This window comes from Haladaptatus sp. W1, from assembly GCF_001723155.1.
GTDB classification, from domain to species: domain Archaea; phylum Halobacteriota; class Halobacteria; order Halobacteriales; family Haladaptataceae; genus Haladaptatus; species Haladaptatus paucihalophilus.
Genome location: NZ_MEIH01000372.1, coordinates 18,597 through 31,363, shown reverse-complemented (window position 1 = coordinate 31,363; position 12,767 = coordinate 18,597). Strand labels below are relative to the sequence as shown.

Sequence of the window (12,767 nt, the reverse complement as noted above, 5' to 3'; positions counted from 1 at the left end):
AGCGGAACTGGGAGGTCAACGAGCCCGAGGAACTCGAAACGATCCTTGAAACCTACAAGGAAATACAGGCGGAGTTCAACGGTTCGCGTGAGGACGACGCTCGCGTCTCACTCGCCGACCTCATCGTGCTGGGTGGGAACGTGGCCGTCGAACAGGCGGCGTCGGATGCCGGCTACGACGTGGATGTACCGTTCGAACCGGGTCGGACCGACGCGACGGCAGAGCAGACCGACGCAGACTCCTTCGAGCCACTGAAGCCGAAAGCCGACGGCTTCCGGAACTATCTCGGCGGCGACTACGACGACCTCTACGACACGCTCGAGGAGCGGATGGTGGACAAGGCGGACCTGCTGAACCTGACCGTACCGGAGATGGCGGTACTCGTCGGCGGCATGCGAGCGCTCGGCGCCACCTACGGGGAGACCGACCGCGGCGTCCTCACCGACACTCCCGGCACGCTGACCAACGACTTCTTCGTCAACCTGCTCGACATGGACTACGAGTGGGAACCGGTTGACGAGGACGAGGAGGTCTTCGAGATTCGCGACCGCGAGACCGGCGACGTCGAGTGGGAAGCAACCCGCTTCGATGTCATCTTCGGGGCACACTCGCGGCTCCGAACCACTGCGGACGTCTACGCCGCCGACGATGGAGAGGAGGACTTCGTCGATGACTTCGTCGACGCGTGGTCGAAGGTGATGAAACTCGACCGATACGACCTCGACTGAGTACGGGTTAGGAAGGGCCCCAGCGGACTGTCGTTTCGGTGGATCGATCTTTGACTACCACTCCCGTCGTGTGCCGTGACGATGCGAGCTGTCCTGACGGGACGAGCATTGTCGCGGCTCGTTCGCCACGATCCCGACCACATTCCTTTCGTATTTTCGGACGAACTGGAGGTCTGGGTATCGAAGAAGGCTACCGTGTCACGTTCGCGTTCACCGCAGCTTATCCAGATGGAACGCTGTTCGATACGTCATCGGAGGAGGTCGCCGTCGACCACCATGAGAACCGCGACTAACGTTATCGCTCCATCGTCATCGAGATCGGCACCGGACCGGTGAGGAGTCTATCTCAACCATCACTTACTCCCCAATTTTGGTAGCGATTGCTCGATTACAGCCCGGCAAGTAACGGCGAAAGCACGCGAACGAGGACGTTGATGAGAAGCGGGACCAGCGCGTGCAGGATGATATCGGTCGAGAAGTGCGCGACCAATGCCGCGAGGAGCCCGCGTCGCCAGTAGAGCCAGCCGAAGACGACGCCTCCGACGCCGTTGAGCACCAGCGACCGGGCGACGACGATGGGCGTGAGCCGGAAAACCTCCGACGTAGCGGGAAGGTGCGCCGCGCCGAAAGCCAAGGCAACGACGACGATGGCCCCCCAGACCAACCAGGTCGCTGGGCGTTCGTCGTCGATCCGGGCTCCGAGGCGAAATCCCAGCCAGACGAGAAGCGTCACGAGGCCGAGCCGGAAGAGCATCTCCTCGGTGATGCCGGCGCCGACGGAAGCCAACGCGCCGAGCATCGGTGACACCTCCGGGAGGCTGGTCGGGTCGACGACGGCCTCCACGATCAGAGGGTTGAACACGGCGATGCTGAGGACGACGATGAGGGCGCCGGTACCGAGTCCCCACAGCACTGCCTCACCGAATGGCCGGGGCGATGGACGGTTTCGCGAAACCCAGGACTTGATGATAGGTGCCCCCAGTCCGACCGGCCCACCGAGATAGAGACCGACGAGTGCGGCAATCGAGACGATAGCGCCGTTCAAGAGAACCGATACGACAAGTGCGGGAAGGGCACGTCCGTGAGATTGAGGTACTGTTCGACGTCGCGCGCGACAAGCACCGCCGAGCCATATTGCAGTATTTGGATGGAGCCACAGAAGAAGTAGTCGATGTAGCAGACCTCGTGACATATGTACACGCCACTACCATTGGAGACACACCGCGGTCAGCCTCGGAAGAAACACGTGGGTTAAGTGCGTTAGAATTGGAAACGTTACATCACTACCACTTGCCAGTATTGGACACAGCGGGGCTCATCAAATACGACGTCTCTCAGCAGGTGATTCACGATCAGAAACAACCGCTGGTTGCAGAACTACTTGCGTTTTCTCGCCGGTATACAGAGCGGAATGAAGAGGCGACAATACCATGAAAGAACTACCACACACATCCCTAGGTGTCGGTCTCGACGTGCTTGCAAACAACTACCGGCGAAGACTGCTTATTGCACTCCTCGAACACAATCCACAAGACGATACGGACACCCAAATCCCTGCAGACCTCACAATCGAAGACGAGGATATCGAAAAACTCATGATCCAGATGACCCACACCCATCTTCCGAAACTGGAAGCTGCGGGCTTCATCGAATGGGATCGAGAAACAAACGAAGTACGAAAAGGTCCCGATTCGATGACATTCTGCCCCTCGTTCAATTGATGCATGATCACAGCGACGAATTGTCTGACGGGTGGCTCTGAGAGAACCACGAACAGCTCTACTCTTGATTGCTGAAGGAGTACAGCTTCGCCGCCATCGTACTCGGTGCATTGAGCTCACTGCTCTCGACTTTTGCACTGGTCGCAGGAACACTCAATGAAAAAGACGAACGAATCGCAAAATTCCCAGCTGATAACGAGATCGGTGGCCCGCAAGCGCGGGTCCCTGACCGATAGCTGCCTAAACAGAGATGCCCTCGAACACACAGACGCGGCTGAACTCAGCAAATCTCAACGAGGATGACAAGTCACACCCGTTGTGACCGAACACGAGAGCGAAACCACGAGGTAGCTGTAACATACATCTACACCACTTCTGAATAAATGGGCTTTTTTCTTAGTTGTGACTCGAAGAAGAGGCGTCGGAGACGTGAGGAACCACCCCGAGCCGCAACCAGAGGCAGTCTACACGTCACGTCTCGTCCAACGTATCAACCGTGTTCTGTTTTCTCGGCGTTCTCACACCCCGCTACCGTCACGTCCGGTCACAACGGGTGTGACGCCACCCGTGACTGCGCCATTCTCGAGGAGATCAAACTCGTGATACCGCATCTCGTTCAGCCCTTCCACTGTGTCCATGTCCATCGCCATGATTTTGACTTTCTCCTGTTGCTGACTCACACGGCGCTCTTTGACCATCACGTCCGACCCACCGAGTTCGACGAGCGCGTCCCACACGCGAGTGATCGTCGTCCCGTGTGGTTTCTCGCCATCGATGGCGGTAATCGCTTGCTTCAAATCTGCACGCGTCCAGAAGACGCCCGAGCCGTCTTTCCGCCGTGTGGCGAACTCGTCCCATCGTCGGGCGGCCGTCACTGCACGCCACGAGTTCTTTTTGTTCTTCTCGTCCACGAGCCGCTTTTTCACTTGGTACGGCGAGCAGTTCGCGTACAGATCCAGCGGGGACGTAGCCGGTTCGACATCTCCCGGCAGGCCAGTGGTGTTCGACGATTCGTTATCGTCTTCGATCTCGGCCTCGAGTTGGTTCACCTTTGCTGTGGCCGCTTTCGAGACCTCCCGCGCGGTCTTTGCGTTCTCGCTCGCCTCGTGTGCGTTTGCGGCGAGATCCGTCCGTGCTGTACTCGCCTTTTCGGTGGCCGTTTCGAGGTCAGCAACGCGCTGTTCAAGGGTGTCGAGCTGTTCGGCCTGCTGCTGGATCACCGTCCACATCGTTTTCCGGCTTGGGACCTCTTGCTCGGCCGAGTCCGTATTCGACGTGCTCGGCTCTGGCACGTCCATCCCCATTGCAGCGGCAAAGTCGTTGTCCGAGACCGTGTTCTCGTCAACTTCGTCGGGCGACAGTCCGATCGACATCAGTATTCACCTCCGAAATCTGTGGTGCTCATTGGCACTCACCCAGTGGAGAAAGTCCAAGATCCTCGGGCAACAGATCTTCCAATCGGTTAGCGACTTGGGAAAGTCCCTGTTTCTCGGGATCGTACATCTCGTGAATAATCAGCCAGATGCGGGCTGTCGTTTCTGAGACGTCAAAGTGGGCGGCGGTGCCAGCGATTGTTCCTGCTTGCTCGTAGGCAGTCCGCAACCGTTCTGGATCACGGTACGGATGCTGCTCGAGTTCGTCAGCAGTCGTCAGCGAGGAGAGTGCCGTTGAAAAGCCGAAATTCGAGGCGGATTGAGTGGATGAACTCGATCTACTCTTGTCGGTCGTGTCTGTCCACTGATCTAGTCGGCACTGCGTGTCCGGTAGCGGGGAACCTTTACAAGAACTGGTTTCGAAGCTTTGGGTACTCTGGGACATGATCATTGGCTTGTGATTGTGTCATGATTCCGATGCCAGAGATGGCCGGTGCGTCCGCGAACGAGTGATTGGACCCACGTACGTTCGCTGCTTTGCGCACCGGTGTTACCGACCCGAGAGCCGTGCGTATCTAGGGACAATTCAAGTCTCGTAGAGTGACGAGTTGTCCCTGAATGACAGTCATCGGGCGGTGATCTCTGGTGTGATTTGGGCTTCTCAGTGGAGGGTAATATCTTCACCGCCGTTTACGGTGTAAAAGTGTGTAGGACACTGAAAATCCCGCCAACACGTTAACGACCAATTCCTGAATTGCTTATTTGCCGTCAAAAGGCGCTAGAGGTCCCCAGTCATCTACTGAGATCGATTTTGTCTGCATGAGTAGATTGTTCCCGGTAGGAATCATACAACCCAATTCCCCAATCAACCAACTCATTATTCGAACTAATGATCATTGCGACGTGGTTACCAGTACCGGATTCATTGTACGCTCCGATAGCGACTCGTCGATCATCGTATATTCCGATACCTAACGTATGCGCATACTCAAGCGCATATATATCGTAATCGCTTAGTTCTAAAGAATCGAGAATATAGTGCGTATTGTCCGTATTAGCGATTTTCACGAATGTAGGCCAATCGAAGGTAATTTCGCTGTCAATGCTAAAGTTGAGTAATTCGTACGCTGTCCGATACGCACTGAAGAGAACTGGGTGAAAAATCGAACAGAGCCCTCGAAATCGGCTGGTATCCCGATCATAGAGGTTGAAAACTGTCGAAAGTACAGACCCAGGGTTAGCAGGATTAGAGACGATCAGCTTGGCGTCAGCGAGTGCATGAATAGGGAAAGTGGCGTCTTCCGGAGGAAGGCGCTGAAGCCAGGGTGCTTTTTCGATTAGCTGTTGTACTGCGAGCGACAATTCTCGGTATGCGTTCAAAGCGTCTTGTCCGGTGGTTGTGATCTGCTGTTTGCCGCCGTGGTCTTCCGTCCATCCATACTCCATAAGATCACTGAGAACTCGTCTGATCGTGGGTTGTGAGGGCGGATCGCCTACTACAGTGTGTAGATCTGTGAGTCGATACGACTCATCTTTCAGTTTTTGGAGAATATTGAGCGGGTGGTCGGATCGGGTCAAATACGCTAGTTCTTGAACTGGAATTGTTTGGAGGCACGTTTCGATAACGTCCAAGAGCAGAAGACCGCCAGCAGTAGGTTTGATTTCCGTTTCATGATTTCGGACAAATCCTCGATCCCGAAGAACCGCAAGATGATTCGAGACAGCCTGCCGAGAAATTTTAGCATGGTTAGTGATTTCAGTTCGTGTAGTAGGATTTCCAAGCGTGCCAAGGGCACGTAGTACCGAAAGACGCGTAGTATCCACGGTCTCATTGATTACATCACGTACGACCAATTCTTCACCTGTGAGCGGGTTTGTGGCTTGATGACGAGTGGAATTCACAGAGATATCTGTGGAAGAGTTCGCTCTACTTCTTTTAGATATTTGCTATCCAGTCTATGAAATTTAATTCGGCGAGAAATACCTGTTTCATTTTGGTTGAAGACCGACAATTGAGTTGGTTCGGCATACTCAATGATGAATTGAATATCAAACCATCACATAAGGAGGGTGATTCGCCCACCGATAAACGCCACCGCTGAGATGTACATTGCATATTTGAGGATTGATTGTCCTACCGACGGATCGTCGAAGCTCAAGTATCCAGCATAAATGGTCACAAGAATCGCTGGCGTCACTAACACGAGATACGCGATTCCAAATATCCCAAGGAAGTATGGAACGGGGCTTGCAAGCACTGCGAGGAGTAAAACCACTAGAGCGATTAGAAGAGAAGGTCGATGTCCGATAGTGATTGGAAGCGTTTTCAATCCTTCTTCACGGTCGCCTTCAAGATCTTCAATGTCTTTGATTAGCTCTCGAGCAAACGTCGATAGCGCTGCTAAGAGGAATAACACAATGACTGGCGTGTTTACTTTGCCAACAGCTGCTGCACCAAAGAGGAACGTACTTCCCCCAAGATAGCTCACGAGCAGGTTTCCGACGCCGGGTAGACCCTTGAAAAACTCCGTATATATGACGAGGGCGACAAGGTTCACGACTGCAATCGCGGTCGCCAACCGGGGAAGTAGTAGAGCAAGCGCTCCAGCAATAGCAAACAGGATGAGACTGAAGATAAGGACGGTTCTGGGGGCGACCGCACCACGAGGGATTGGGCGCTCAGGATCGTTGATGCGGTCGATATCGCGGTCGAAGTAGTCGTTGATAGCCATTCCCGCACCGGTTGCAAGAATCGTTGTGATGATTGCTGCACCAATTGCCCCGCTATTGCTGAAGACAGCAGTACCTTCAGCCACGAATGCACCGATGAACGTTAGGACTCCAGCCGCGATAGCATTCCCTGGCCGGGTGAGTTCGAAGAGTCCTTGAACGCGGTCGGCATGGGACACACCTGTGACTTTCTGTGGACGTCCAATAAAAAGCCCGAAACACACGTCGTAAAACCGGGACTAGGTGGAAGCAGTAGCATTGTTTAGTCGGTGTGTGAGAAAGACCTATTTGCCGTCACTAGTCTCTTCACATATGGAGACAGAGGACGATGAGTTGGCAGAGGGGACAGTACTCCCAGAGGAACGAGTAGCAAGATTCGAGCAACTACTGGATAGAAATTCCGAGTTGGAACTCACGGAGACGATGTCCACTGTCTGTGGAGTGCATATAGCAGCATTCCGTGTATACCTCACTGTTCTCGATCATCCCCACAGCACGATCGCTGAAATTGCGGAAATTCTCGACCGCGATCAGAGTACGATTGGGAAGCAACTGCAACCGCTGTATGAACAGGAGTTGGTCACTCGGTATCCACGCACTGTCACTAGTGGTGGTGTCAAGTATTTGCATGTCGCGCAACCACTCGCAGAAACCACGGAGTGGCTACAGCAAGAGCTAGATACTTGGACAGATGCAGTCATGACACAACTATCGCGACTCCACGCAGACTAACTTTCTCGTGATTGCTAGAGACTTTAAGCGAACTTTCTGTGGGTAACAGTCTATAGTGAATAGGGAAAAATTAGAATAGTATGCTAAGCCAAAGTCCCAGAACTGCGAACTTGCTCTTTTCGAATCGAAACTAGGTCCTTCGCCAATCGAACACTGTCAGTGGATCCTTTTACTGAAATCACGAGAACGTTCGGTGCAGGATGGACAGGGGCGATATCACCGATCTCAAAGCCAGCATCGTTTGCAACTGGAAGATGAACTTGGTAGCCTTCTCCGGCGATATGAACGCCAGCATTGATCGATTGATATGCGGTTTTCGTATCTCGAATTGTTGTCGCGACCATTTCGGCCTCGTCTTCTTCGTTGACTCGATCGAGATCAACGATGAGCAGGAGATCACAGAACGCATGGACTCGAATATCGGCTCGATAGCTCGCGTTTCCATCCTCAGTTTCTTCTACGAGGCCAGCAGCTCGCGCGGATTTTGTAATTTGAAGAGCAAGACCATCTCCGGAGCGTTTAATCGAGTTTGCCATTCTTCTTAGTATAATGTACTAAGTAAAGAGTTTATGGGCGACTTAGATCAAACGTGGACCAGCAGAAATTGTAGCAAACTTCCATGGATCAACGTCGCATCAGGTAGAGTTTCATCTACGAATTACTCAGTTTTTAGTCGCTATCAGCTGCTTTGTGGTTGTTTAAGCTTAATTCTAATCTTAAGCCTATTTTAGAATCTACTACTACTCAACCACTACCCAGAGCTATTCTTAATATTAAATTTAAGATTGAGTACTGTGATGGAGAGTTGTCGGTTGTCCAGAGTTACAAGGAAGACGCCTAGCCATGGGGTCAGTAGTTGAGGAAAACGGCCCAGTGCCACACTCCATCTCAACGATCAGATTAATCTTAAGATTAGTTTTAAGGTTATACAATCTAGTGTCGATGTATGGGAACAGACCAATTCACACAAGCACTTGACGACACTGAAAGCGTGCAAAAGCGCTATGCAAAACAGCTAGGAATCAAACCAGATCGGATTCCGTTCACCGCGGAAACACTACCGAATCCAGAGGTTGCCGTCCGTGTGAACGATGACTTACTCAACGAAGTTGCCTCACACATTCTGAATCGGGCGGGTCACGTCTCGATCATCGACCGGCGCGGGGCAGGGAAGACTCACTTTCGCGACCTCGTTTATGACGCACTCGCAAACGGCCCCCGAAGCGAGGAGTTCCATATCGCACGGATTCGTGAAGTCGAGTCCATCACAACACGACGATTCTACACGCGACTACTAGACGAGCTGTCCCAGTATGAAGACCTGGAGATACCGGATGACTACCCACATCCGACCGATGAGGTCCGACAGATCGTCGAAGACGTGGCAGCTCAACTCGAAGAACAGGACATCGCCTGCATCATCCAAGTGGATCAGCTTGAGGACGCAGCACGCAACACACGCACATTCCAACAGCTACTCGCCGCGTTGCAGAGTGTTGGTGACCTCGGTGATGAAGAACCAGTATTCTTGTTGTTCCTGTTCGGGACACCGGTAGCAAGTGAGCGAATCGACGAACTTCGCGAGACACTTACCTCTCGTCTCGTCGCGAAGGATCGATCACTGGAACGGTTTGATTTTGCCGAGACTGATGAGCTGATCGGACGGTGGCTCGCATTCGCACGCGAAGAAGAGTACAGTGATGGCTACTCATCCGATCCCTACAGTGCAAGCGCGATTGACGAGATTATCGATCGGAGTGACGGGACTCCACGGTCGATTCGACAGCAGTGTTACCACGCATTCCGAGCTGGCGCACGGCAGTTCGATGACATCGAAACCGTCGAGATTGACGACTCGACACTCGAGCAGTACACTTAAGCTTAAAGCTAAGGTTAAGATTAACAATGAGTAATCCACTGAACGATGCAATGGATGCAGCAGAATCGGAAACAAAGACAGACGAGGAGACGTCGAAAAACGAATTCGATGCCGACGAGTATCTGAGCAAACTCGGAGAGGGGCCGAAAGAACAGACTGTTGGATTCTCGGTCGACGAACCGATGCATCGATTCTATAAAGAACTCCAGAGCGACGACAATATCGAATTCAATGTGGCTGAGTCATTCCGCGAACATCTGAAGAAACTAGCTCGCCGCCATCCGGAAACATTCGAACGCGCGATGCGGAAGTGGGAAATCGATAGGGAATATTAACCTTAAGATTAATTCTAACCTTAACCCTCGCTATTCATCGCCGTTGGGGGGAAGTTTGGTCACTGGAATGTGGCGCGAGAGGAGCAGTCAGAGAAAATTAGCCATCTCAAAGAGAGAGCACTGATTAGCCAGCTGAATTAATCTTAATATTAGCTCTAAGATCGAGAGATGGGTGAAAAGGAGATTGTTCAAAGATGAATCGTCATGGAGATTCGTATTTCTCACGTGCTTCACGCTGAAGCGCGAATGTATCGACGGTCTTGATTCGATCGCCATATCCGTGCTTTGTGAGTGCCACTTCGATTCCACGACGAGCAGCTTTGTCGGCAGTGTAGACAGTAACCGACTCCGCTTTATTTTGATCGAGTAGCTGTGCTGCGACGCCGCCGATTGCAGAGTCAGCCTTTTCGACCATATCGGCATCCTGTTCCGTTGCAGTGGCGATAAGGCGCTGCACGATATCCATCGTACTCGAGACAATTGGATTCGCATACGCAAGCTCATCTGCAAACTTGGCCCAACCACGATCCAGTGCTAGATCAATCGGCTCTTCTGCGGTAGTGTATCCATCTGGCCCACCACCTAGCTCCTCGCACACTCGTTGTGGGATTGTGAACACGATATCGTGTTCTTGGGCAATACGCTCTAGAAGCGCGAATCGGCCAGACTCGGGGCGACCGAAGGCGATGAAGAGATTGGTATCGGCGATATGAGTTTCGGTATCCGGAATAATTGAGAGAGGCATTTACTCGGAGTGTTCTGAGAGATCCTCATCATCAAGATCCACCTGTGCATCGATTGCATCGAGATCAAGATCGTCCTGGGCGTCCGGCTCTACATCTATAATAATCTCACGGAGTTCTTGGAGGATGGTCTCGGCCTCAAGCACGGAAAGATCCAACTCACGAGCCATGATTCGCGACGTCATCTTGCCTTTGACGTATGCACGTGCATACTCAGTCGCGATTGCGAGTCCTGCGGTTCCATGACGATCACGATAGAGCTCGAGATTTTGATTATCCGCGCTTCGGGCGAGAGCGGCGATCAAAGTCGGAGTGATCTCGTAAGAGCCCTCGTCAGTCTCAACAGTGATCGAGAGATGTGGCGCTCGATATCGATGGGGCTGCGTCTCAGTCACTCGTTCGAGCAGACCCATGTCAGTGAGTTGGTTCACATCCTCATAGATCGTCGTCGACGAGCTGTCGAGACCGGCTGCAAGTTCATCGACAGTCGCGGTATCACGCTCCCGGACACGCGTGTATAGCTGGGCTAGTCGCGGATGGGTGAGCACATCCGAAATCGCGAGCATCGTGTCGATCGGATGAGTATCGCGTTTCGTTGCCGCCATACTTTCCACTTTCCGCGGAAAGCGTATAGTTCTGTCGCAGCATCGAACATGGGAACCTCAGGCACCACGGAAATCATGGCTTCGATGACTCGCCTGGTCTCGAATTTATGCGGACTCGGTGGGGGGTAATCCACTGAAAAGAACGGGGAGTAAACCTGCTATACGAGAAGTCGACATATGATGCTAATCTTAAGGTTAAGTTTAAGTTTAATTCAATGGCTTTGACTCTGAATCAGCGTTAGAAATTTGGAGCAACGTAGATATCCAGTAGAGTTCAGAACGAGCGATATCTGAGCAAGAAATCGGGGAGCACCCACACCATTAATCTTAAGATTAAGATTAAACACGGCCATTAGTGCCATCTGGTCTAAATTACCGACGCGATATCGTCTGGGCTCGAAAATCGACTACGAAACGACGAGAGTATACTAGACCAGATTTTTCGCTGTCGCAACGCTGACCAGGTCTTCGACGACGGAATCAATACGATTGTCCTCGGCTAGGATGTCGAGTGTTGCTTCCAGATCCGTTTTCAACTCGAATCGGTAGTGTGACCCACCTTGAATCCCGGTATTTCGGGTTGTTGCAAGAAGGAATCCTTGCATCCCGAGACTTTGGAGATGGTCACGCACACGACGTTCGACAAGCTGGTTCCCATCAAGACGGTCAACAATCGATTTGTACTTCTGGTACACTTGTCGAGTTCGAGCAGGAGTCGCTTCCTCGATTGCAAGCGAAACCACCGATAAGAGCGCGAACTGATCCTGCGTCGTCAAACTCCGCATCCCTTCCTCGATGCGTTTGCGTTCGAGAATGTCTCTAGCCTCGCGCACGTGTGATTCACAGACCAGTTCATCGTCGTGGTTGAGGGCTAATTCGCCCGATTTATACAGAAGACGAATGGCTTGGCGGGCACTCCCCTCGTCTTGAGCAGCAAACGCTGAACAGAGTGGAATGACCTCTCCATCAAGCACACCTTCGACGAATGCTCGATCTGCACGGCGCTCAAGAATCGAGGTTAGCTGGGTTGCATCATATGGAGCGAATTCAATCTCCGAGTCGTACAGCGAATCCTTGACCTTTGGCGACAGGTTATCACGGAATTGGAGATTGTTGCTAATGCCGATGACGCTAACCCATTGATCTTCGATATGCCCGTTTTTTCGTGCTCTCGGGAGCTCGTAAAGGAGTTCGTCGTTACTGCCGATTGTATCGATCTCATCGATAACAATGATGACAGTATCCTCGAGTTCACTGATTTCATCGTACAGGAGATCAAACATCGACTGCTGGTCGATGCCACTCGGTTTCTTCGTACCACCGCGGATTTCCTTAATGAGATGAGCACAGAGTTGGTAACTCGTTGTTTGGTTGTTCGCGCTGGTCTTGGTAACGCTTAGGTTGAGATCATCTTGGTTCTCAGCGTACTCTTGAAGCAGATTGATCTCGTGATCGATAGCGACGGTCTTTCCTTGACCAGTTTTTCCATACAGGAACAGGTTGTGAGCGTTAACCCCTCTCGTTGCAGGAGCGAGAGCGTTCCTGATTTCCTCGAGTTCACCTTCCCGCTCGGGAAGTTTCTCGGGTTGCCAATCCTCTTTGAGAACACTTTCATCCGCGAAAATCTCGACAGATGCACCGTACGGATTGCCGTCAAGAGTTTCGTAAGGGTTTCCGGAATCAGTTCCATCACCCGACATGCTAATCAAACCAATATCACGAGGGACATAAACCCCGTGTCCGGAGCGTCTGGTGTGTCCGCATACTCGGTTCTCTATATACCCCCGCCCCCACCACGTCCGGATAAATTCCCTCGTGAGAGAACCACCCCTTCAACTGGAGTCGGCAAGAGTACTAGAATAGGCAAAGAACTAAGATAGTAGTCGTTCAACCAAATCCGTACTAGCGAAAGCTCAAAGTA

13 protein-coding genes are annotated in these 12,767 nt (G+C 52.3%); 5 read left to right on the top strand and 8 right to left on the bottom strand.

Annotated features, from left to right (window positions below; translation table 11 throughout):
* Positions 1–728, top strand: a 728-nt coding sequence (locus tag BG842_RS22630; RefSeq protein WP_303645376.1) for a peroxidase family protein, incomplete at its 5' end; no start/stop codon positions are given.
* Positions 729–1,116: 388 nt separating this feature from the next.
* Here BG842_RS22630 and BG842_RS30325 read toward each other — a convergent pair.
* Positions 1,117–1,590, bottom strand: coding sequence for a CPBP family intramembrane glutamic endopeptidase (locus tag BG842_RS30325; protein ID WP_175424258.1), 474 nt, complete (start codon positions 1,588–1,590; stop codon positions 1,117–1,119).
* A 568-nt stretch (positions 1,591–2,158) separates the two neighbouring features.
* On the opposite strand from BG842_RS30325, the gene BG842_RS28280 reads away from it, so the two are divergent.
* A complete protein-coding gene (locus BG842_RS28280; RefSeq protein WP_254663402.1) occupies positions 2,159–2,449 on the top strand; it encodes a hypothetical protein in 291 nt (96 codons plus the stop codon).
* A 518-nt stretch (positions 2,450–2,967) separates the two neighbouring features.
* On the opposite strand, the gene BG842_RS22615 is transcribed toward BG842_RS28280, so the two are convergent.
* The 3 genes from BG842_RS22615 to BG842_RS22595 all read right to left on the bottom strand — a co-directional run bounded on the left by BG842_RS22615 (position 2,968) and on the right by BG842_RS22595 (position 6,731).
* The gene (locus BG842_RS22615) at positions 2,968–3,822 is read right to left on the bottom strand and encodes a hypothetical protein (protein ID WP_069452566.1); all 855 of its coding nucleotides are present in this window, start codon (positions 3,820–3,822) and stop codon (positions 2,968–2,970) included.
* A gap of 792 nt (positions 3,823–4,614) precedes the next feature.
* A complete protein-coding gene (locus BG842_RS28270) occupies positions 4,615–5,724 on the bottom strand; it encodes an ArsR family transcriptional regulator (protein ID WP_083252709.1) in 1,110 nt (369 codons plus the stop codon).
* A gap of 155 nt (positions 5,725–5,879) precedes the next feature.
* The gene (locus BG842_RS22595) at positions 5,880–6,731 is read right to left on the bottom strand and encodes a geranylgeranylglycerol-phosphate geranylgeranyltransferase (RefSeq protein ID WP_069452563.1); all 852 of its coding nucleotides are present in this window, start codon (positions 6,729–6,731) and stop codon (positions 5,880–5,882) included.
* Positions 6,732–6,864: 133 nt separating this feature from the next.
* Between BG842_RS22595 and BG842_RS22590 the strand changes: the two genes are divergently transcribed.
* A complete protein-coding gene (locus BG842_RS22590) occupies positions 6,865–7,284 on the top strand; it encodes a helix-turn-helix domain-containing protein (RefSeq protein WP_083252708.1) in 420 nt (139 codons plus the stop codon).
* Between the two features lie 83 nt (positions 7,285–7,367).
* Here the strand turns inward: BG842_RS22590 and BG842_RS28265 are convergent, their stop codons facing one another.
* On the bottom strand, positions 7,368–7,820 hold the full coding sequence (locus BG842_RS28265) for a hypothetical protein (protein ID WP_083252707.1): 453 nt from the start codon (positions 7,818–7,820) through the stop codon (positions 7,368–7,370).
* Between the two features lie 410 nt (positions 7,821–8,230).
* Between BG842_RS28265 and BG842_RS22580 the strand changes: the two genes are divergently transcribed.
* Entirely contained in the window at positions 8,231–9,163 is a 933-nt protein-coding gene (locus tag BG842_RS22580) for a hypothetical protein (protein WP_069452561.1), read from the top strand.
* Positions 9,164–9,189: 26 nt separating this feature from the next.
* Entirely contained in the window at positions 9,190–9,498 is a 309-nt protein-coding gene (locus BG842_RS22575; RefSeq protein WP_069452560.1) for a hypothetical protein, read from the top strand.
* Positions 9,499–9,700: 202 nt separating this feature from the next.
* On the opposite strand, the gene BG842_RS22570 is transcribed toward BG842_RS22575, so the two are convergent.
* From BG842_RS22570 to BG842_RS22560, 3 genes are all read right to left on the bottom strand, one after another.
* The gene (locus BG842_RS22570) at positions 9,701–10,243 is read right to left on the bottom strand and encodes a hypothetical protein (protein WP_069452559.1); all 543 of its coding nucleotides are present in this window, start codon (positions 10,241–10,243) and stop codon (positions 9,701–9,703) included.
* On the bottom strand, positions 10,244–10,846 hold the full coding sequence (locus tag BG842_RS22565; RefSeq protein ID WP_069452571.1) for a helix-turn-helix domain-containing protein: 603 nt from the start codon (positions 10,844–10,846) through the stop codon (positions 10,244–10,246).
* Positions 10,847–11,274: 428 nt separating this feature from the next.
* The gene (locus BG842_RS22560) at positions 11,275–12,546 is read right to left on the bottom strand and encodes an orc1/cdc6 family replication initiation protein (RefSeq protein ID WP_069452558.1); all 1,272 of its coding nucleotides are present in this window, start codon (positions 12,544–12,546) and stop codon (positions 11,275–11,277) included.
* Positions 12,547–12,767: the final 221 nt, after the last annotated feature.

Excerpts from the sequence above, each read along its gene's own strand:
- BG842_RS28280 (WP_254663402.1), top strand. The coding sequence starts at position 2,159 with ATGAAAGAACTACCACACACATCCCTAGGTGTCGGTCTCGACGTGCTT.
- BG842_RS22615 (WP_069452566.1), bottom strand. The coding sequence starts at position 3,822 with ATGTCGATCGGACTGTCGCCCGACGAAGTTGACGAGAACACGGTCTCG.
- BG842_RS22590 (WP_083252708.1), top strand. The coding sequence starts at position 6,865 with ATGGAGACAGAGGACGATGAGTTGGCAGAGGGGACAGTACTCCCAGAG.
- BG842_RS28265 (WP_083252707.1), bottom strand. The coding sequence starts at position 7,820 with ATGGCAAACTCGATTAAACGCTCCGGAGATGGTCTTGCTCTTCAAATT.
- BG842_RS22580 (WP_069452561.1), top strand. The coding sequence starts at position 8,231 with ATGGGAACAGACCAATTCACACAAGCACTTGACGACACTGAAAGCGTG.
- BG842_RS22575 (WP_069452560.1), top strand. The coding sequence starts at position 9,190 with ATGAGTAATCCACTGAACGATGCAATGGATGCAGCAGAATCGGAAACA.
- BG842_RS22570 (WP_069452559.1), bottom strand. The coding sequence starts at position 10,243 with ATGCCTCTCTCAATTATTCCGGATACCGAAACTCATATCGCCGATACC.
- BG842_RS22565 (WP_069452571.1), bottom strand. The coding sequence starts at position 10,846 with ATGGCGGCAACGAAACGCGATACTCATCCGATCGACACGATGCTCGCG.
- BG842_RS22560 (WP_069452558.1), bottom strand. The coding sequence starts at position 12,546 with ATGTCGGGTGATGGAACTGATTCCGGAAACCCTTACGAAACTCTTGAC.